This window comes from Paenisporosarcina cavernae (genome assembly GCF_003595195.1).
GTDB classification, from domain to species: Bacteria; Bacillota; Bacilli; order Bacillales_A; family Planococcaceae; genus Paenisporosarcina; species Paenisporosarcina cavernae.
Genome location: NZ_CP032418.1, coordinates 2,415,409 through 2,434,686, shown reverse-complemented (window position 1 = coordinate 2,434,686; position 19,278 = coordinate 2,415,409). Strand labels below are relative to the sequence as shown.

22 protein-coding genes and 2 other annotated features are annotated in these 19,278 nt (G+C 42.5%); all 22 genes read left to right on the top strand.

Annotated features, from left to right (window positions below):
- The first annotated feature begins 5 nt into the window (after positions 1-5).
- The 22 genes from D3873_RS12720 to D3873_RS12610 all read left to right on the top strand — a co-directional run bounded on the left by D3873_RS12720 (position 6) and on the right by D3873_RS12610 (position 19,106).
- Positions 6-545 (top strand): UvrB/UvrC motif-containing protein, encoded by a 540-nt coding sequence (locus D3873_RS12720; RefSeq protein WP_119884356.1) that lies wholly within the window; start codon positions 6-8, stop codon positions 543-545.
- On the top strand, positions 542-1,642 hold the full coding sequence (locus tag D3873_RS12715; RefSeq protein ID WP_119884355.1) for a protein-arginine kinase McsB: 1,101 nt from the start codon (positions 542-544) through the stop codon (positions 1,640-1,642). Before D3873_RS12720 ends, D3873_RS12715 begins: the two co-directional genes overlap by 4 nt.
- Positions 1,632-4,079, top strand: coding sequence for an ATP-dependent protease ATP-binding subunit ClpC (gene clpC, locus D3873_RS12710; protein ID WP_119884354.1), 2,448 nt, complete (start codon positions 1,632-1,634; stop codon positions 4,077-4,079). Before D3873_RS12715 ends, clpC begins: the two co-directional genes overlap by 11 nt.
- A 60-nt stretch (positions 4,080-4,139) precedes the next feature.
- Positions 4,140-5,519: a DNA repair protein RadA gene (gene radA / locus D3873_RS12705; protein ID WP_119884353.1), complete on the top strand. Its 1,380-nt coding sequence runs from the start codon at positions 4,140-4,142 to the stop codon at positions 5,517-5,519.
- A gap of 77 nt (positions 5,520-5,596) precedes the next feature.
- Positions 5,597-6,673, top strand: a complete 1,077-nt coding sequence (locus tag D3873_RS12700) for a PIN/TRAM domain-containing protein (RefSeq protein WP_119884352.1) — start codon at positions 5,597-5,599, stop codon at positions 6,671-6,673.
- Between the two features lie 494 nt (positions 6,674-7,167).
- Positions 7,168-7,857 (top strand): 2-C-methyl-D-erythritol 4-phosphate cytidylyltransferase, encoded by a 690-nt coding sequence (ispD, locus tag D3873_RS12690; RefSeq protein ID WP_119884350.1) that lies wholly within the window; start codon positions 7,168-7,170, stop codon positions 7,855-7,857.
- Between the two features lie 2 nt (positions 7,858-7,859).
- Positions 7,860-8,345, top strand: a complete 486-nt coding sequence (gene ispF / locus D3873_RS12685; RefSeq protein ID WP_119884349.1) for a 2-C-methyl-D-erythritol 2,4-cyclodiphosphate synthase — start codon at positions 7,860-7,862, stop codon at positions 8,343-8,345.
- Between the two features lie 41 nt (positions 8,346-8,386).
- Positions 8,387-9,850 carry a glutamate--tRNA ligase gene (gene gltX, locus D3873_RS12680; protein WP_119884348.1) on the top strand — a complete coding sequence of 488 codons (1,464 nt, stop codon included), beginning with the start codon at positions 8,387-8,389 and terminating at the stop codon, positions 9,848-9,850.
- A 57-nt stretch (positions 9,851-9,907) separates the two neighbouring features.
- Positions 9,908-10,138, top strand: a binding site (T-box leader).
- 49 nt (positions 10,139-10,187) lie between these two features.
- The gene (gene cysE / locus D3873_RS12675) at positions 10,188-10,850 is read left to right on the top strand and encodes a serine O-acetyltransferase (protein ID WP_119884347.1); all 663 of its coding nucleotides are present in this window, start codon (positions 10,188-10,190) and stop codon (positions 10,848-10,850) included.
- Positions 10,850-12,250 (top strand): cysteine--tRNA ligase, encoded by a 1,401-nt coding sequence (cysS, locus tag D3873_RS12670; protein WP_119884346.1) that lies wholly within the window; start codon positions 10,850-10,852, stop codon positions 12,248-12,250. The genes cysE and cysS overlap by 1 nt, the downstream gene beginning before the upstream one ends.
- Positions 12,247-12,666: a Mini-ribonuclease 3 gene (locus D3873_RS12665; protein WP_205536270.1), complete on the top strand. Its 420-nt coding sequence runs from the start codon at positions 12,247-12,249 to the stop codon at positions 12,664-12,666. Before cysS ends, D3873_RS12665 begins: the two co-directional genes overlap by 4 nt.
- The gene (rlmB, locus tag D3873_RS12660; protein ID WP_119884345.1) at positions 12,663-13,439 is read left to right on the top strand and encodes a 23S rRNA (guanosine(2251)-2'-O)-methyltransferase RlmB; all 777 of its coding nucleotides are present in this window, start codon (positions 12,663-12,665) and stop codon (positions 13,437-13,439) included. Before D3873_RS12665 ends, rlmB begins: the two co-directional genes overlap by 4 nt.
- A gap of 1 nt (position 13,440) precedes the next feature.
- Positions 13,441-13,950, top strand: coding sequence for an NYN domain-containing protein (locus D3873_RS12655; RefSeq protein ID WP_119884344.1), 510 nt, complete (start codon positions 13,441-13,443; stop codon positions 13,948-13,950).
- Between the two features lie 72 nt (positions 13,951-14,022).
- On the top strand, positions 14,023-14,670 hold the full coding sequence (gene sigH, locus D3873_RS12650) for an RNA polymerase sporulation sigma factor SigH (protein ID WP_119884560.1): 648 nt from the start codon (positions 14,023-14,025) through the stop codon (positions 14,668-14,670).
- A 171-nt stretch (positions 14,671-14,841) separates the two neighbouring features.
- On the top strand, positions 14,842-14,991 hold the full coding sequence (gene rpmG, locus D3873_RS12645; protein WP_119884343.1) for a 50S ribosomal protein L33: 150 nt from the start codon (positions 14,842-14,844) through the stop codon (positions 14,989-14,991).
- Positions 14,992-15,036: 45 nt separating this feature from the next.
- Positions 15,037-15,222 carry a preprotein translocase subunit SecE gene (gene secE / locus D3873_RS12640; RefSeq protein WP_119884342.1) on the top strand — a complete coding sequence of 62 codons (186 nt, stop codon included), beginning with the start codon at positions 15,037-15,039 and terminating at the stop codon, positions 15,220-15,222.
- 100 nt (positions 15,223-15,322) lie between these two features.
- On the top strand, positions 15,323-15,856 hold the full coding sequence (gene nusG, locus D3873_RS12635; RefSeq protein ID WP_119884341.1) for a transcription termination/antitermination protein NusG: 534 nt from the start codon (positions 15,323-15,325) through the stop codon (positions 15,854-15,856).
- 177 nt (positions 15,857-16,033) lie between these two features.
- Positions 16,034-16,459 (top strand): 50S ribosomal protein L11, encoded by a 426-nt coding sequence (gene rplK / locus D3873_RS12630; RefSeq protein ID WP_162920206.1) that lies wholly within the window; start codon positions 16,034-16,036, stop codon positions 16,457-16,459.
- Between the two features lie 122 nt (positions 16,460-16,581).
- Positions 16,582-17,283, top strand: coding sequence for a 50S ribosomal protein L1 (gene rplA, locus D3873_RS12625; RefSeq protein WP_119884339.1), 702 nt, complete (start codon positions 16,582-16,584; stop codon positions 17,281-17,283).
- Positions 17,284-17,329: 46 nt separating this feature from the next.
- Positions 17,330-17,473 (top strand) — a sequence feature (ribosomal protein L10 leader region).
- 32 nt (positions 17,474-17,505) lie between these two features.
- Positions 17,506-18,006: a 50S ribosomal protein L10 gene (rplJ, locus tag D3873_RS12620; protein ID WP_119884338.1), complete on the top strand. Its 501-nt coding sequence runs from the start codon at positions 17,506-17,508 to the stop codon at positions 18,004-18,006.
- Between the two features lie 58 nt (positions 18,007-18,064).
- Positions 18,065-18,427: a 50S ribosomal protein L7/L12 gene (gene rplL / locus D3873_RS12615; protein WP_119884337.1), complete on the top strand. Its 363-nt coding sequence runs from the start codon at positions 18,065-18,067 to the stop codon at positions 18,425-18,427.
- 82 nt (positions 18,428-18,509) lie between these two features.
- Positions 18,510-19,106: a class I SAM-dependent methyltransferase gene (locus D3873_RS12610; protein WP_119884336.1), complete on the top strand. Its 597-nt coding sequence runs from the start codon at positions 18,510-18,512 to the stop codon at positions 19,104-19,106.
- Positions 19,107-19,278: the final 172 nt, after the last annotated feature.

Genomic DNA, 19,278 nt, shown 5'->3' with positions numbered 1-19,278 from the left:
CGCGCATGATTTGTGAAAATTGTAAGCAACGTCCGGCAAAGGTGACAGTGACACAAGTGGTCAATGGCGAACAAGTCAATCGTCATTACTGCGAGGTTTGTGCGCAAAATTTGCATCCGTTTCATGTGGAAGCGGCGCATCAGGATCCTCTGGCGATTCATCAGTTATTACAAAATTGGTTTAATGTTCCGACGCAAGAGTCAACGCAACGTGCACAATCTGATCAACCATTGAAGTGTGATACTTGTGATTGGACGTTCCGTCAGTTTTTGAATAAAGGAAAGTTTGGGTGCGCGGATTGTTACGATAGTTTTCGTAAACAACTCCCTGGTGTATTCAAACGACTTCACAATGGTAATACGAAGCATGTTGGAAAAACACCAGGTGGATTTGAGCGAGTGATTGAACTGAAAAAACAAATTGAATCATTGCGTGCACAAATGCAAGAAGCGGTTGCAGAAGAAAATTTTGAGGAAGCCGCAACCCTTCGAGACGAAGCACGTATGTTAGAAGAACAGCTGAAGAATGGAGCTGATTCGGCATGACAATAGAAAAGTTTTTAGAATCTTCCGTTTCAGGCTGGATGGATCCACGAGGGGAAGACTCCGATATCGTGATGAGCACTCGCATTCGCTTAGCCCGAAATTTGCGAGGCTACCGGTTTCCTCTTTCATTCACGGAAAATGAAGCACACCAAGTGGATCAATTAGTCACGGCAGCATTAGTCGATTCTGCGGAAAAAGTCGGCACGACCTTCTCCTCTATTCCGATGGAGAAAACAACGACTCTAGACCGTCAAATTCTAGTCGAAAAGCATTTAATCAGCCCCAATTTGGCAAAAGGGCAAATTCCTGGCTCTGTCTTACTTTCAGAAGATGAAGGGATTAGCGTCATGGTGAATGAAGAAGACCATATACGCATACAATGTTTATTCCCCGGATTGCAATTAGAAGAGGCGTACGAGCAAGCAGATACGATCGACCGTATATTTGAAAAAGAATTGCCGTATGCATTTGATGAAGAATTTGGGTATTTGACGAGTTGCCCGACGAACACGGGAACGGGGTTACGTGCGTCTGTCATGATGCACTTACCAGCGTTAACAATGACAAACCAAATGGGACGAATTATTCAAGCTATTATGCGAGTTGGCATGGTCGTCCGTGGTATTTACGGAGAAGGTAGTGAAGCGCTTGGCAATGTCTATCAAGTGTCTAACCAAACAACGCTCGGTAAAACAGAGGAAGAAATTTTAGAAGATTTACAAAGCATTACGGAACAAATTATTCAAAAAGAACGGGAAGCTAGGGAAACGCTCCTTCATAGTGAGCAACCTGTGTTGGCAGATACACTCTATCGTTCCCTTGGCGTTTTAACATACGCTCGAATTATATCAACCGATGAAGCGGCAAAATGCTTGTCGGATGTTCGGCTCGGTATTGACCTTGGAATCATTACAGGCGTGGATGTGTCGATTTTAAATGAATGCATGATTTTCATGCAGCCTGGTTTCATCCAAAAATACGCGGGAAATTCCTTGCAACCGAACGAGCGCGATGTGTTTCGCGCAAAAATGATTAGGGAACGGTTAACTATAGAAAACAAAACTACAACTAAAGGGGAGAAACCTCATGATGTTTAATCGATTCACACAACGATCTCAAAAAGTATTACAGCTCGCGCAAGAAGAAGCGATTCGTATGAAGCATGAGTCCATTGGGACTGAACATATATTATTAGGATTAATCCGTGAAGGTAGCGGGATTGCCGCAAAAGCTCTGGAAGCAATTGAAGTAAGCCCAGAAGTGATTGAGCAAGGAATTGAAGAACTCGTAGGTGTTGGAGAAGGGGACGTTGGTCCAATTGTTCATTACACACCACGTGCGAAAAAAGTGATCGAGCTTTCTGTCGACGAGTCTCGTAAGCTTGGTCATTCCTATATTGGGACAGAACACTTGCTTCTTGCCTTGATTCGCGAGGGAGAAGGCGTGGCTGCTCGTGTACTAAATAATGCAGGTGTTTCGTTGAATAAAGCACGTCAACAAGTGCTGCAATTACTAGGTAGTAACGATCATGCACAATCTAGCAACAACCAAGCAAATGCTGCGGCAAACACTCCAACGCTGGATAGTTTAGCGCGTGATTTAACGCAAATCGCACGTGAAGGCACGTTAGATCCAGTAATTGGTCGTTCAAAAGAAATTACACGTGTTATCGAAGTGCTTTCTCGTCGTACTAAAAATAACCCGGTGTTAATCGGCGAACCCGGAGTAGGGAAGACGGCAATTGCGGAAGGCTTAGCGCAGCAAATTGTGGCGAATGAAGTGCCGGAAATTCTACGTGACAAACGTGTCATGACGTTAGATATGGGAACAGTTGTTGCTGGCACAAAATATCGTGGCGAATTCGAAGATCGATTGAAAAAAGTGATGGATGAAATACGCCAAGCAGGTAACGTCATTTTATTCATCGATGAGCTGCATACGTTAATCGGTGCAGGTGGCGCAGAGGGTGCAATTGATGCATCCAATATTTTAAAACCATCACTTGCTCGTGGGGAGTTGCAATGTATTGGTGCAACAACACTCGACGAATACCGTAAATACATTGAAAAAGATGCCGCGTTAGAACGTCGCTTCCAACCGATTCAAGTGGATGAACCTTCTGTTGAAGAATCGATTCAAATCATCCAAGGGTTGCGTGATCGATATGAAGCGCATCACCGTGTAAAAATTACGGATGAAGCAATTGAAGCAGCGGCGAAAATGTCTGACCGCTATATCTCCGATCGTTTCTTACCGGATAAAGCAATCGATTTAATCGATGAGGCGGGTTCCAAAGTACGCCTTCGTTCGTATACAACTCCGCCAAACTTAAAAGACTTAGAAACACGTTTAGAAGCAATTCGCTCGGAGAAAAATGCAGCAGTTCAAAGCCAAGAATTTGAAAAAGCGGCATCGTTCCGCGATACCGAACAAAAGTTAAAAGAAGAGTTAGAAAGCACGAAGAAATCGTGGAAAGAAGAACAAGGAAAAGCGGAATCGGAAGTTACAGTAGAAGATATCGCGGCAGTAGTATCGATGTGGACAGGAATTCCTGTTTCGAAACTGGCACAAACCGAGTCAGAAAAACTATTGAATTTAGAAGATACGCTGCACAAACGCGTGATCGGACAGTCCGAAGCAGTGACGGCTATTTCTCGCGCAGTTCGTCGTGCAAGAGCTGGCTTGAAAGACCCGAAACGTCCAATTGGTTCATTCATTTTCTTAGGACCAACGGGGGTAGGGAAAACAGAACTTGCTCGTGCACTTGCAGAGAGCATGTTTGGCGATGAAGACGCGATGATTCGTGTGGATATGTCAGAGTATATGGAAAAACATTCCACGTCACGTCTAGTTGGTTCCCCTCCAGGATACGTAGGATTTGACGAAGGTGGTCAATTGACTGAGAAAGTTCGTCGTAAACCTTATTCCGTCATCTTGCTGGATGAAATTGAAAAAGCACACCCTGATGTGTTCAATATTTTATTACAAGTATTAGAAGATGGTCGTTTAACAGATTCAAAAGGGCGCACTGTCGACTTCCGAAATACGGTCGTCATTATGACATCCAACGTAGGTGCGGATGCACTGAAGAAAAACAAATATGTTGGATTCAACTTGCAAGACGGCGAACAACAATACAAAGATATGAAAGGGAAAATGTTAGAAGAGCTGAAAAAAGCATTCCGACCTGAATTCCTTAACCGTATCGACGAAATGATTGTGTTCCATTCACTAGAAAAAGAACACTTAAAAGAAATTGTGACGTTAATGACTGCTCAGCTGACAAAACGTCTAAAAGAACAAAATATCGAGTTAGAACTAACTGCAGAAGCACAAGAAAAAATCGCGAAGGAAGGTTACGACCCAGAGTACGGGGCGCGTCCACTTCGTCGAGCACTACAAAAACACGTGGAAGACCGCTTGTCGGAAGAATTGTTAAAAGGTACAGTATTAACAGGACATAAAGTCGTATTCGATGTAGAAAACGATGAATTTGTCGTTCGCACAGTAGCGGCAGAAGCAGTGACAGAATAAGTAGTAATAGGCATTCCGTTCAATTTTGTTCGGAATGCCTTTCTTACATAGGAGGCGCAAATGGCAAAACGTAAAACGAAATTTATGTGTAATGACTGTGGCTACGAATCACCAAAATGGATGGGGAAATGCCCAGGTTGTGGCGCTTGGAACACGATGGTAGAAGAAGTAGAAGTTGTCGTAAAAGGACCTCGCCGAACGTTCCAGCATAGCCAAACAGTATCTGCGAAAGCAACGCCTATTACAGCAATTGAAACGCAAGAAGAGCCGCGAGTTGCAACGGAGTTAAACGAATTGAATCGCGTTCTTGGAGGAGGAATTGTGCCGGGTTCCCTCGTGCTTATTGGCGGAGACCCCGGGATTGGAAAGTCGACCCTACTCCTTCAAGTAAGTGCTTTGCTTGCGAATAAAGGGCAGCGAGTCCTGTACATGTCAGGTGAAGAATCGATTCGCCAAACAAAATTGAGGGCTGAGCGTTTAGGAGTTACCTCATCGGAGTTATATATTTATTCCGAAACAAACTTAGAATTGGTGAATGAAACCATCGAACAAGTAGAACCGAAATTTGTCATCATTGATTCGATCCAAACGGTTCATCACCCAGAAGTAACGAGTGCCCCTGGTAGTGTGTCGCAAGTAAGAGAATGTACAGCGGAGTTAATGCGTATAGCAAAAACGAAGAATATTGCGATTTTCCTAGTGGGACATGTCACAAAAGAAGGGCAAATTGCTGGTCCTAGATTGCTAGAACACATGGTGGATACCGTTCTTTATTTCGAAGGGGAGCGCCATCATACGTATCGAATCTTACGCTCACAAAAGAACCGTTTTGGTTCTACGAACGAAATTGCGATATTTGAGATGTTACAAGGTGGATTAAAGGAAGTATTAAATCCATCGGAATTATTTTTGCAAGAGCGTTCTCAAGGTGCCGCAGGATCGACAGTCGTGGCTTCAATGGAAGGGACGCGACCAATCCTTGTAGAGATACAATCCCTCGTCACGCCTTCTAGTTTTAACTTTCCAAAAAGGATGGCAAGTGGAATTGACCAAAATCGCATCTCGTTATTAATGGCAGTTCTCGAAAAACGAATGGGGATGCTTCTGCAGACGCAAGATGCCTATATTAAAGTAGCGGGTGGCGTAAAATTGGATGAACCTGCTATCGATTTGGCTGTACTGACGTCTATAGTATCGAGCTTTAAAGGAACTGCGGTAAAAGCGACGGATTGTTTTATTGGAGAAGTTGGTTTGACAGGAGAAATTCGCCGAGTATCTCGGATTGAACAACGCGTAATAGAAGCGGCAAAACTCGGTTTTAAAAAAGCAATTATTCCTGCATCGAACATTGGTGGTTGGGACTTCCCAGAGGGGATTCGCGTCGTAGGTGCAGACACGATTGATGATGCGTTAAAAGAAGCATTTCCTTATGAAGGGTGAGGAAGTTTCCTCTCCCTTTCCAATAGGTGTTGCCAAGTGAAATCGTGTATACTGATGAAAAATAGGAGGTGGAATCATTGTTAAGGTGGATTATTCAAATTACGTTCATACTGATTGGTGGGACACTAGGCTTATTATTCTTACCGCAATTATACGAGCTCATACATTTATCCTCTAGCCCGTGGATCAACAATCCGTATGTATCGATTCTCATCGGTGCATTAATGCTCTATGTACTCGCACTATTAATGACAAAGCCGTTAATCGATTTCATGAAATGGCTCGAAGACAAACTGCTAAAAGCTCCCATTGGAGATTTGTTGTTCGGAACTCTCGGTTTAATTATCGGTCTAAGCGTTGCTTTTTTGCTCAACTTTGCAGTCGACTCGATTCAATTACCAGTGATTAACTCGATCTTGCCGATTTTATTAACCGTTGTACTTGGTTATTTAGGTTTCCAAGTTGGATTTAAAAAGCGTGACGAGCTAATTCAACTTTTCACATCTGCAAAAGCTCCGACAAAGCGCAAAGCCTCTGATGGTGGAGTATCAGGCGAACACATAGCTTCGGTAAAAATTCTAGATACGAGCGTCATTATCGATGGCCGAATTGCGGATATTTCGACTACCGGATTTCTAGAAGGAACACTCGTCGTTCCTCAATTTGTATTAACAGAACTGCAACACATTGCCGATTCCTCCGATACGTTAAAACGAACTCGAGGACGTCGCGGGTTGGACATTTTAAAGAAACTACAAACCGAACGTGCATCAGCCGTTACAATCGTCGATGATGACTTTGATGACGTCCAAGAAGTGGACTTAAAGCTTGTCCGACTAGCTAAGAAAATTGGTGGATTAGTGGTCACCAATGACTTTAATTTGAATAAAGTATGTGATTTGCACAACGTTGCAGTTTTAAATATCAATGACCTAGCAAACGCTGTGAAACCAGTCGTTATACCTGGAGAAGAAATGCACGTCGTTGTCATCAAGGACGGCAAAGAACAAAACCAAGGGGTCGCCTACTTAGACGATGGCACCATGATCGTCGTAGAAGACGGGAAAAAATTCATCGGGCAAGCAATTGATGTTGTCGTAACAAGTGTCTTACAAACATCAGCAGGCCGAATGATCTTCGCCAAATCAAAATAACACTTCGGACAGTTCGCACGTCGGACTGTCTTTTCCTATTTTAAAAAGGGAGATAGTGTAAAGAGCGGTCGACGTGTAAAATGAAACAAGAAATAGAGTACATGAGAGAAGCCTAAACAACAGGCGAGGGAAGAGGAAGTGTCCCAATGTTGTGGGAAGGTGTCTTGATGTCGACGCAAAGTGTCCTAATGTTGACGGAAAGTGTCCCAATGTTTGAGGAAAGTGTCCCAATGTTTGAGGAAAGTGTCCTAATGTTTGAGGAAAGTGTCCTAATGTTTGAGGAAAGTGTCCTAATGTTGATCCAAAGTGACCCAATATCGGCGCAAAATGTCCTAATGTTGGCGCAGAGTGTCCTAATGTTTGAGGAAAGTGTCCTAATCTTGATCCAAAGTGACCCAATGTCGGCGCAAAGTGTCCTGAACAATCAGCGACTTTACATTAAACTTAATTACAAAAAGCATTTATAGAAATTTGATCATTTTGGAGGTGGAGCAATGCAATATGATGTGATTATTCCGGCGGCAGGTAGCGGGAAACGCATGGGAGCGGACCGAAACAAGCTGTTATTAGAACTTAGCGGAAAGCCTGTTCTTATCCATACGTTGGAGGTTTTCGAAAAGGATGATGCATGTCGGCGAATCTTGTTGGCAATTAAAGAAGAGGAGCGACAGGAATTAGAGTCGTTACTCCACCACTATGCCATTACGAAAGTGACGAAACTACTTACGGGAGGATCTGAACGTCAATATAGTGTGAAATCGTGTCTTTTTGAGTCTGATTTGTCTGAGTTGGTGCTTGTCCATGATGGTGCACGGCCGTTTATTCACACAGAGACGATCCATAAGCTTGTTCAACAAGCACGAGTTAGTGGAGCGGCGGTAGCTGGTGTGAAGGTGAAGGATACGTTGAAACGTGTGGAAGGCTCAACAATTGTGGAGACGGTGGACCGAGAGTCAATGGTAGCGATTCAGACACCGCAAGCGTTTCAGACGAAGTTGCTGCAAAAAGCGCATGAAGTGGCAGCGGCGGATCACTTTTTAGGGACAGATGAATCGATGCTTGTGGAAAGAATCGGGACGGCTGTTTCTGTTGTTGAGGCGAGTTATGATAACATTAAACTTACAACGCCGGAGGATTTGCTTTTTGGAGAGGCAATTCTTCGATATAGAGCGCAGGAGGGTTAACTATGTTTCGAGTTGGACAAGGTTTTGATGTGCATGAATTTGCGGAAGGTCGTCCGCTAATCATTGGTGGCGTGACGATTCCATATGAAAAAGGGTTAATCGGTCATTCGGATGCAGATGTATTGTTACATACAGTGACGGACGCTGCACTTGGTGCGATTGGGGAAGGCGATATTGGTCGTCATTTCCCGGATACGGATCCTGAGTTTAAGGATGCCGATTCCGCCAAACTACTTTCGTATATTTGGAAAATGGTCGAGGCGCGTGGGTATCAGCTTGGAAATATCGATTGTACGATTATTGCGCAAGCGCCGAAAATGGCTCCACATATTGAGGCGATGCGAAACCGTATTGCAGGATTACTAAATGCAGATCCGTCTCAAGTAAACGTAAAAGCTACCACGACGGAAAAGTTAGGGTTTACAGGTCGCGGGGAAGGAATTGCTTCTCAGGCGACAATTTTACTCGTTCAATCGAACAATGGGTGATAAAATAGAAAAAGTTTGCAACGATTAGAGGAGGAACTATTATGACGCAAGAAGTACGCGTTCGTTATGCGCCAAGTCCGACAGGAAATTTACATATCGGTGGGGCACGTACCGCATTATTCAATTATTTATTCGCAAAACATCACGGCGGAAAATTCATCGTCCGTATTGAAGATACTGATATTGAACGAAATATTGAGGGTGGCGAATTATCGCAGTTAGATAATTTACGTTGGTTAGGAATTGACTATGATGAGTCCGTGGATATCGGTGGACCATACGCGCCATATCGTCAAATGGAACGTTTAGATGTGTATAAAGAGCACGCGGAAAAAATGCTCGAAAAGGGTCAAGCGTATAAATGTTTCTGTAGTCCAGAAAAGTTAGAAGCAGAGCGTGAGGCGCAAAAAGCGAGCGGTATTGCAGCACCAATGTATACCGGTACGTGTCGTAACCTTTCAAAAGAAGAAGTAGCAGCAAAAGAAGCAAATGGAGAGTCCTTTACGATCCGTATGCGTGTGCCGGAAAATGTGACGTATACATTTACGGATTTAGTCCGTGGAGAAGTGACGTTTGAATCAAAAGACGTTGGTGACTGGGTATTAGTGAAAACGAATGGCATTCCAACTTATAACTATGCGGTAGTATTAGACGACTATTTCATGAAAATCTCGCACGTATTCCGTGGGGAAGAACATCTCTCTAATACACCGAAACAATTAATGATTTTTGATGCATTCGGATGGAAAGCCCCGGAATACGGCCACATGACGCTTATTATTAATGAAAGCCGTAAAAAACTGTCGAAACGTGATGAGTCAATCATTCAATTTGTTGCGCAATATAAAGATTTAGGATATTTGCCAGAAGCGATGTTCAATTTCTTCGCGTTACTTGGATGGTCTCCTGAAGGGGAAGACGAAATTTTCACGAAAGAACAATTTATCGAGATGTTCGATGTGAATCGTTTATCTAAATCTCCATCGATGTTTGATAAGCAAAAGTTAACGTGGATGAATAACCAATACGTGAAACAACTTTCGCTCGACGAAGTTACGGAACTAGCATTGCCGCACCTACAAAAAGCAGGGAAGCTTCCGGCGGAACTTTCGGCGGAGCAAGCGGAATGGGCACGTAACTTAATTGCGCTTTACCACCAACAAATGAGTTTTGGAGCAGAGATTGTGGAGTTATCGGATGTGTTCTTTAAAGACGAACTTGCATACGATGAAGAAGCGACAGAAGTATTAAATGGAGAACAAGTCCCGGAAGTAATGGCTGCATTTGCGAACGAGTTGGAGTCGCTTGAATCGTTTGATGCGGACTCGATCAAAGCGTCAATCAAAGCGGTGCAAAAAGCGACTGGTCATAAAGGGAAAAACTTGTTTATGCCAATCCGTGTTGTTACGACGGGCCAAACACATGGTCCAGAACTTCCTAATGCCATTAGTTTGTTAGGGAAAGAAACCGTGTTAAAACGCGTAGAAAAGTTCGCAAAACAATAAAATTGACTTTCCAATCGTTGGGTGATTAAATAAAGCTACCATTTACATCGTATATAAGGAAACACCGCGATGAGGAGAAGTATAAATTGGACGCTCTTTAGAGAAGACCATCACCGGCTGAAAGTGGTCTGGGCCAAGACAATTTAGAAATGCACCTCGGAGTGCTTAGCTGAAATTATGTAGGCGAGCCGTCTATCCACGTTACGGATCTTAAGCGGAGACGGTGCATGTTCATGCACAACAAACGTCTCAATCAGAGTGGAACCGCGCAAACGATGCGTCTCTGTCATTTCGATGACAGAGGCGTTTTTTAATGGGAAAAACAGGAGGTGTACGGATGTTTGGACGAATGAAAGAAGACATTGCTGTAGTCTTTGAACAAGACCCAGCAGCAAGACGTAAAATAGAAATTATCTTAACCTATGCGGGATTACATGCCATTTGGGCGCACCGGGTAGCGCATGCTTTATTCCAAAAAAAATTATTCTTCTTAGCTCGAGTTGTCTCTCAAATAAGTCGATTCTTTACGGGAATTGAAATTCACCCAGGGGCTAAAATAGGACGGCGCTTTTTCATTGACCACGGAATGGGCGTTGTTATTGGTGAAACGTGCATTATAGGAGATGACGTCACGATTTTCCAAGGTGTAACGCTAGGTGGAACTGGGAAAGAGCGAGGAAAACGCCATCCAACGTTGCAAAATAACGTCTTAGTGGCAACGGGAGCTAAAGTGCTTGGCTCTATTACGATTGGCGAAAATAGTAAAGTCGGAGCGGGTTCTGTTGTGTTAAAAGATGTTCCTGCAAATGCTACTGTCGTTGGAATTCCTGGTAGAGTAGTGATTCAAGATGGCCGAAAAGTAGGGAAACAGGGACTAAACCATCAAAATTTACCGGATCCTGTATCGGATATTTGCAACATGTTAGAGGCCAAAATCCGAAAGTTAGAAAAAGAAGTAGATGAATTACGAACGAGTGCGGAAAAGGAGAGAATGTCCTAATGGCGATTCAACTTTACAATACATTAAAACGGGAAAAAGAAATTTTCCGTCCAATTGAAGAAGGAAAAGTAAAAATGTACGTGTGTGGGCCAACTGTATATAACTATATTCATATAGGAAATTCTCGTCCGGCGATTGTCTACGATACGGTTCGTCGCTATTTAGAATACCGCGGGTATGAGGTGACGTTTGTTTCGAATTTCACCGATGTCGACGACAAAATTATTAAAACGGCAAATGAGTTACAAGAAGAAGTTGGGGAACTTACGGAACGCTTCATTCAAGCATATTTCGAAGATGTCGAAGCATTAGGATGCAAACGTGCAGATGCGCACCCTCGTGTTACGGAGCATATGGCAGAAATTATTGCGTTTATAGAAGTCTTGGTAGAAAAAGGGTATGCATACGAATCGCAAGGCGATGTTTACTTCCGAACGCGCAAGTTTGAGGGGTACGGAAAATTATCGCATCAATCGATTGATGATTTGAAAATGGGTGCACGGATCGAAGTTGGCGAGAAAAAAGAAGATGCACTCGATTTTGTGTTATGGAAAGCGGCGAAAGAAGGCGAAATTCGTTGGGATAGTCCATGGGGAGCGGGTAGACCAGGTTGGCACATCGAGTGTTCAGTTATGGCAAAGTCGATTTTAGGCGACACGATTGATATTCATGCTGGCGGGCAAGACTTGACGTTCCCCCATCATGAAAATGAAATTGCCCAGTCAGAAGCACACAATGACAAAACGTTTGCGAATTATTGGATGCACAACGGTTACATTAATATCGACAATGAAAAGATGTCGAAGTCACTAGGAAATTTCGTCTTAGTCCACGACATTCGTCAGCAAATTGACCCCCAAGTGTTGCGATTCTTTATGTTGTCGGTTCATTATCGTCATCCGATTAACTTCTCTCAAGAATTAGTCGAAAACGCGGAAGCTGGGTTAGACCGGATTCGTACGGCATACGCGAATACGAAGTATCGTTTGAGCGTTGCACCTGAGTTAGGGGACCAAGCGGATATTTGGTTGCATAAGATTTCAGAACAAAAAGCGCTATTCATCGAAGCGATGGATGACGATTTCAACTCTTCAAATGGAATTGCCGTCATCTTTGAATTGGCGAGACTAGCGAATACGTATTTGAATGAAGAACATACACAAGCAGTTGTGCTCCAGCAATTTTTATCGGTACTAGAGGAATTAATGTCTGTTCTTGGGTTACAAGTAGAAGCGGCGAACGAAGATTTAGATGCAGAAATCGATGCATTAATTGACGAGCGATTAGAAGCTCGAAAAAATAGAGATTTTGCACGAGCAGATGCGATTCGCGATGACTTAAAAGCTCGCGGCATTATTTTAGAAGACACGTCTCAAGGGACGAGATGGAAACGCGCATGAAGATGGAAAATACACTTCGAGACATCGATATTAAGCAACTCAATTCCCTTGCGCTTGCCTATATGGGAGACGCAGTGTTAGAGCGGGAAGTGCGAGAATATTTACTTCGAACAGGTAGAGTAAAACCGAATGTTTTACATCGACAAGCCACTCGCTTCGTCTCTGCAAAAGCTCAATCGAATGTCGTGCATCGTTTGTTAGAAGAAAATCGTCTGACGGAAGAAGAGCAAGCGGTGTTTCGACGTGGTAGAAATGCGAAGTCCGGTTCCGTTCCAAAAAACACCGATGTTCGTACGTACAATAACAGCACTGGCTTTGAAGCAATATTAGGATATTTATATTTACTAGGGGAGCATACTCGCGTGTTGGAAATAATCGAATTAGCGATCGGTTGGATTGAGGAGGAACAAACATGAGTCAAACAGAGAAAGATCGAGAAAAGGAAAAAGAAATCGTTTCTGGGAAGAATCCGGTTTTAGAAGCGCTTCGTTCTGGACGAGACATGAACAAAATTTGGGTTGGAGAAGGCGTTAAAAAAGCAGGCATTCAAGAATTGCTGACCCTTGCAAAAGAAGCGGGCATAATCGTGCAGTTTGTCCCGAAAAACAAACTGGATCAGTTAACAGATGGCGCGAATCACCAAGGGGTTTGTGCTTCTGTCGCAGCGTATAGCTATGCAACAGTGGATGATTTATTCGAAAAAGCGGCACAAAAACAAGAAGATCCATTTTTCCTCGTGTTAGATGAACTGGAAGATCCGCATAATTTAGGATCAATCTTACGGACAGCTGATGCAGCAGGTGTGCACGGTGTCATCATTCCGAAAAGACGAGCAGTCGGATTAACATCCGTCGTAGCGAAAACTTCCACTGGAGCTATAGAGCATGTGCCAGTCGCTCGAGTCGGCAACCTAGCACAAACAATTGATGAGCTAAAAGAACGAGGAGTGTGGATTGCTGGAACAGATGCAAAGGGTTCAGCGGATTATCGACGAATGGATGCCACGTTGCCCCTCGCTGTGATTATCGGTAGTGAAGGAAAAGGGATGAGTCGCTTGCTAAAGGACAAATGTGATTTCCTTTATCATCTGCCGATGGTTGGTCATGTCACATCGTTGAACGCTTCTGTTGCTGCATCTTTGTTGATGTACGAAGTGTACCGTGTTCGAAACCCACTTGGCGGAAAATAAAATGGATATCCTGCTAGTCGATGGCTACAACATAATCGGTGCTTGGATGGAACTTCGGAAACTTCGGGATGAAAAACTACTGGATGCACGCGATCGGCTGATTGAACTAATGGCTGAATATAAAGCGTACACGGGCTGGCGAGTCATCGTAGTGTTCGATGCCCATCTTGTACCTGGAATTGAAAAAAAGAATCGGACATTTGATGTGGAAGTCGTCTTTACACGAGAAAACGAAACGGCGGATGAACGAATAGAGAAGTTGACAATAGAGCTGTCGAATCGATTGGTTCAGCTGCATGTTGCCACTTCAGACTTCACTGAGCAACGGGTCATATTCGCACAAGGAGCCCTTCGAAAATCTGCTCGGGAATTAGAAATTGAGATGGAAGATATTGAAACGAGAATATCGAAAAAAGTACAGGAAATCAAAGTGTCCAAGCCGATTTCAAAAATTCCATTAACGCCTGAAATTGCGGAAATTTTCGAAAAATGGCGAAGAGGGATGAAATGAAGCGTTGACGCTCATTTTCTCCTTCCTGTATACTAGGTCTAACTACGCAGAACAGCGGGGGTGATCCAGTTGATGAAGAGCGAAGAAATCCAGGAAACGAATCAATCGTATGACTCCTTACCAGATGAAGCACTCATAGCACTGGTCCACGCTGGCGAAACAGATGCTTTGGACTATCTTATTACGAAATATCGATCTTTTGTACGAATGAAAGCAAGGTCCTATTTTTTAATTGGAGCGGACAAAGAAGATATCATCCAAGAAGGAATGATCGGGCTGTATAAAGCAATTCGAGATTTTCGGGATGATAAGCTCGCTTCGTTTCGAGCGTTCGCGGAGCTTTGTATCACGCGACAAATTATTACCGCCATTAAAACAGCAACAAGACAAAAACATATTCCGTTAAATTCGTATGTCTCATTAGACAAACCTATTTATGATGAAGAATCGGAACGCACACTAATGGATGTCATTTCCGGCACCGGAGTGGAAGATCCTGCGGAAGTCATGATCAATCAAGAAGATCTTGTCTATATGGAAGAGAAAATGGGAGAGATATTGAGTGAGTTGGAACAGCAAGTTCTTGCATTATATCTCGATGGACAATCTTATTATGAAATTTCAGCAGAACTCAATCGACATGTAAAATCCATAGACAATGCTTTGCAACGAGTAAAGCGAAAATTGGAACGGTACATGGAGCTTGGAACAGTTCATTAATTTTCTAGAAAACTAAATCCTTTCGACTCTAGTGAATTCTTCCATTTGTTAAATAAAAGATTTAACTAGTGATAGAGAGAGAGGAAGGCCCTTTTCCTTGACAGATGTTGACAGTCAATTTAATGGGTGATAGTCTTTATAAGAATTACTAGATTTAGGTCGGGTGATTACATGACAAAAAAAGTCGTACTGTGCTGCGAGAAATGCGGTTCTAGAAATTACACCGTACCAGTTTCTAATCAGGCGCAAGCTGTAAGGTTAGAACGCAAAAAGTTTTGTTCCCATTGCCAAACACACACGCTTCATAAACAATCAATTTGACTTGTGTGCGTGCGAATAGATTATTGCTCGGAGGGTAAAATTAGAATGTCAAAGATTACTTCTTTCTTCGGTAAGGTTGTCTCTGAAATGAGAAAAGTTAGTTGGCCAAAGCGCAAAGAACTAACGAGATATACCGTCATTGTATTATCAACTGTTGTATTTATGGCTTTGTTCTTTACAGTAATCGATCTTGGGATTTCAGAAGCATTTCGTTGGTTCTTATCCCTGTAATTGGATAATGAAGAATGCGTGAAAATAGCCCGTCTTAGTTTGTGAACGGGTTTTTTCATTTGTCTAGAAAAAAGGAGGGACGGACAACAGTCCTTGAACTATGGAAAAGAATTGGTATGTAGTGCACACGTATTCTGGATATGAAAACAAAGTGAAAGCAAACTTAGAAAAACGTGTTGAAACGATGGGCATGCAAGATAAAATCTTCCGTGTCATCATTCCAGAAGAGCAAGAAACAGATTTTAAAGATGGCAAAAAAAGAACGGTTATGCGTAAAACATTCCCAGGTTATGTCCTTGTCGAGTTAATCATGACAGACGATTCGTGGTATGTAGTGCGTAACACGCCAGGTGTTACAGGGTTTATCGGATCTTCAGGTGGGGGAGCAAAACCAACTCCTTTATTACCAGAAGAAGTCGAGTTTATCTTGAAGCAAATGGGTGTGACAGAACGTAAAGCAGAAATTGACTTTACGGTTGGTGAACTAGTGGAAGTATTAGAAGGGCCATTTGCAGGTTTCCAAGGAAAAGTGGAAGAAATCGATGGTGCGAAAGAGAAATTAAAAGTTTCTGTCGACATGTTTGGCCGTGAAACGAAAATGGAACTTGACTTCGATCAAGTAACAAAAATTTAATTTCGAAAACGGTACTTGCTATCGCGAATAAAAAGTGATATTATTTCAAAGGTCAGACTATAATTTGCGTAGTCTGCACAATTTAGCTTATGTTATCGGCTAATTAGCTGACAGACAGATATTTGAGTGGGAGGGGAAACCCTATTACCACATCACGGACTTAAGGAGGTGTGTCTCGTGGCTAAAAAAGTTATCAAAATGGTAAAGTTACAAATTCCTGCTGGTAAAGCAAACCCAGCGCCACCGGTTGGTCCTGCATTAGGTCAAGCAGGTGTAAACATCATGGGATTCTGTAAGGAGTTCAACGCTCGTACAGCAGATCAAGCTGGTCTAATTATTCCGGTTGAAATTTCTGTATTTGAAGACCGTTCATTTACTTTCATTACTAAAACTCCACCGGCTGCAGTATTGCTTAAAGTGGCGGCTGGCATTCAGTCGGGTTCTGGTGAACCAAACCGCAACAAAGTAGCAACGGTGAAACGTGATAAAGTTCGCGAAATCGCTGAACAAAAAATGCCTGACCTTAACGCTGCTTCAGTTGAAGCTGCTATGTTAATGGTTGAAGGTACTGCACGCAGCATGGGTATTGTCATCGAAGACTAATAGTCATCTGAGTGATGAGATGTATGGTTAGAGGGGTTGCGGGGATTCTTATAGGAGATCCGCAGCCTTTATTCGTGGGAGGTTCAATCCGTTAAAACCACTATCAAGGAGGACATTTTATAATGGCTAACAAAGGTAAAAAGTTGCAAGATGCAGCTAAATTAGTAGATCGTTCAAAATTATACTCTGTTGCTGAAGCTGTTGAGCTAGCGAAAAAAACTAGCTCAGTAAACTTTGATGCAACTGTTGAGGTGGCATTCCGTCTTGGAATCGACACTCGTAAAAACGACCAGCAAATTCGTGGAGCAGTAGTGCTTCCAAACGGAACTGGTAAAACTCAACGCGTTTTAGTATTTGCTAAAGGCGAAAAAGTGAAAGAAGCAGAAGCAGCGGGAGCAGATTTCGTTGGGGATGCTGAATACATCAACAAAATCCAACAAGGATGGTTCGACTTCGATGTTATCGTAGCGACTCCTGACATGATGGGTGAAGTTGGTAAAATCGGTCGTGTTTTAGGACCAAAAGGTTTGATGCCTAACCCTAAAACAGGTACAGTTACATTTGATGTAACAAAAGCGATTGAAGAAATCAAAGCTGGTAAAGTGGAATACCGTGCAGACAAAACTGGTATCATCCATGCGCCAATCGGGAAAGTTTCTTTCGATGAAAAGAAATTGGAAGAAAACTTCTTAGCAGTATTTGATGTTGTTCAAAAAGCGAAGCCATCTTCTGCTAAAGGAACATACATGAAATCTGTAAACGTTACGACTACAATGGGACCATCAATCAAAATTGATGCTTCTTCTGTAAAAGTTAACAACTAATTTGACGTTGACAATGTTGGTGCCATCTGTTATGATGACATCTGTTGTGAAATAACCATTTGTACCGTAGACAGTAGGGGCGACTTGTCGCATAATGATCCTACCGAGGACAGATAGGCTGACTCTTTTAAAGATGATGTTTATGCCCTTGTGTCTACATGCGTAGATGCAAGGGCTTTTTTGTTAAGGTATAAATGACCCATTCTATCAGGAGGTGTCTAAATGAGCAAAGTAATCGAAGCAAAACAAACTCTAGTAAACGAAATTACTGACAAGTTCAAAGGCGCGGCGACAGCTGTAGTAGTTGACTACCGTGGACTTAACGTTACACAAGTAACAGAACTTCGTAAACAACTTCGTGAAGCTGGCGTTGAATTCAAAGTTTACAAAAATACATTGACTCGTCGTGCTGCAGAAGCTGCTGGACTTGAAGGGTTAAATGAAAATTTAACTGGTCCAAACGCAATCGCATTTTCTTCGGAAGATGTAGTAGCTCCAGCGAAAATCTTAAACGATTTCGCGAAAAAGAACGAGCAATTAGAAATCAAAGCTGGTGTTATTGAAGGAACTCTCGCTTCAGCACAAGATATTAAAGCTCTTGCGGAACTACCGTCTCGCGAAGGTTTACTTTCTATGCTACTCAGCGTACTTCAAGCTCCAATGCGCAACTTTGCACTTGCTACAAAAGCAGTTGCAGAACAAAAAGAAGAACAAGGCGCTTAATCAGTGCTTAAAGGCAATTGCCTAAAAAAATCAAACATTCCATTAGGAGGAACCTATAATGAATAACGAACAAATCTTAGAAGCAATCAAAGGTATGACTGTTCTTGAATTAAACGACTTAGTAAAAGCAATCGAAGAAGAATTTGGCGTAACTGCTGCTGCACCAATGGCAATGGCTGCTGCTGGCGGAGCTGCTGCTGCTGAAGAGCAAACTGAATTTGACGTAATCCTTGCTTCAGCTGGTCAAGAAAAAATCAAAGTTATCAAAGCAGTTCGTGAAATCACTGGTCTTGGCTTGAAAGAAGCGAAAGAAGTAGTAGATAACGCTCCTAAAGCTCTTAAAGAAGGCGTTTCTAAAGAAGAAGCAGAAGCTATGAAAACTCAATTAGAAGAAGTTGGCGCTTCAGTAGAAGTTAAATAATTTCTTTTTTGTTAATTTGACAGGAAAGCTCGTCCATTGATGGCGGGCTTTTCTTCATTTGTTCAACATGGAGGGATTCCCTGTGTCGGATCATTATTATTCAAAAAAACCTCAAGTTTCTAGCAACCCTACATCTTGGCGATTTCAACTTAGAGGTCATTCATTTACGTTTGAAACAGATGCTGGTGTTTTCAGTAAAAACGAAGTAGATTTTGGCTCCCGTGTCCTAATCGAATCTTTTCAAGAGCCGCTCCTGTCTGGTGATTTTTTGGATGTGGGATGTGGTTACGGTCCAATTGGTTTATCGTTAGCAAAATCATTTCCTGATCGAACGATTGAAATGGTGGATGTGAATGAACGTGCAATTGATTTGTCGAAAAAGAATGCGCAGCATAACGGGATACAAAATGTACGTATCTATGAGAGTGATGGATTAGAAAAAGTGGCTGGTGAGTTTGCTGCAATTCTAACGAATCCGCCTATCCGTGCTGGGAAAGAAACCATTTTCCGAATATACGAAGGTGCAGCTCGTAGTTTGAAAGAGCAAGGGGAATTATGGGTGGTTATACAAAAGAAACAAGGGGCACCATCTAGCTTAGAAAAGTTAAAACAATTATTTTCTGATGCAGAGGTAGTCGATAAGGAACGAGGATATTGGATTATTCGCGCTGTGAAATAAAAATCCACATTGACTTGACAAATTGGCTATGATATTATAATAAAATGCAAAAATATTATTTTGAGGTAGTATGCCCATTTGTATAAGATTGCAATGTTTTAGGGAATACTTTCCACAAATAAGTTTAGTTAATCGAAAATGAGTCCTTTTAGAACTCGTTTTCTTTTTGTCT

Bases quoted from the DNA above. Each gene is read 5' to 3' on its own strand.
- rpmG (WP_119884343.1), top strand. From the start codon at position 14,842: ATGACAAAAAAAGTCGTACTGTGCTGCGAGAAATGCGGTTCTAGAAAT.
- D3873_RS12665 (WP_205536270.1), top strand. From the start codon at position 12,247: ATGAAGATGGAAAATACACTTCGAGACATCGATATTAAGCAACTCAAT.
- rplL (WP_119884337.1), top strand. From the start codon at position 18,065: ATGAATAACGAACAAATCTTAGAAGCAATCAAAGGTATGACTGTTCTT.
- D3873_RS12715 (WP_119884355.1), top strand. From the start codon at position 542: ATGACAATAGAAAAGTTTTTAGAATCTTCCGTTTCAGGCTGGATGGAT.
- ispD (WP_119884350.1), top strand. From the start codon at position 7,168: ATGCAATATGATGTGATTATTCCGGCGGCAGGTAGCGGGAAACGCATG.
- D3873_RS12655 (WP_119884344.1), top strand. From the start codon at position 13,441: ATGGATATCCTGCTAGTCGATGGCTACAACATAATCGGTGCTTGGATG.
- radA (WP_119884353.1), top strand. From the start codon at position 4,140: ATGGCAAAACGTAAAACGAAATTTATGTGTAATGACTGTGGCTACGAA.
- nusG (WP_119884341.1), top strand. From the start codon at position 15,323: ATGGAAAAGAATTGGTATGTAGTGCACACGTATTCTGGATATGAAAAC.
- cysS (WP_119884346.1), top strand. From the start codon at position 10,850: ATGGCGATTCAACTTTACAATACATTAAAACGGGAAAAAGAAATTTTC.
- rplJ (WP_119884338.1), top strand. From the start codon at position 17,506: ATGAGCAAAGTAATCGAAGCAAAACAAACTCTAGTAAACGAAATTACT.
- gltX (WP_119884348.1), top strand. From the start codon at position 8,387: ATGACGCAAGAAGTACGCGTTCGTTATGCGCCAAGTCCGACAGGAAAT.
- secE (WP_119884342.1), top strand. From the start codon at position 15,037: ATGTCAAAGATTACTTCTTTCTTCGGTAAGGTTGTCTCTGAAATGAGA.
- sigH (WP_119884560.1), top strand. From the start codon at position 14,023: ATGAAGAGCGAAGAAATCCAGGAAACGAATCAATCGTATGACTCCTTA.
- cysE (WP_119884347.1), top strand. From the start codon at position 10,188: ATGTTTGGACGAATGAAAGAAGACATTGCTGTAGTCTTTGAACAAGAC.
- ispF (WP_119884349.1), top strand. From the start codon at position 7,860: ATGTTTCGAGTTGGACAAGGTTTTGATGTGCATGAATTTGCGGAAGGT.
- rlmB (WP_119884345.1), top strand. From the start codon at position 12,663: ATGAGTCAAACAGAGAAAGATCGAGAAAAGGAAAAAGAAATCGTTTCT.
- clpC (WP_119884354.1), top strand. From the start codon at position 1,632: ATGATGTTTAATCGATTCACACAACGATCTCAAAAAGTATTACAGCTC.
- rplA (WP_119884339.1), top strand. From the start codon at position 16,582: ATGGCTAACAAAGGTAAAAAGTTGCAAGATGCAGCTAAATTAGTAGAT.
- D3873_RS12720 (WP_119884356.1), top strand. From the start codon at position 6: ATGATTTGTGAAAATTGTAAGCAACGTCCGGCAAAGGTGACAGTGACA.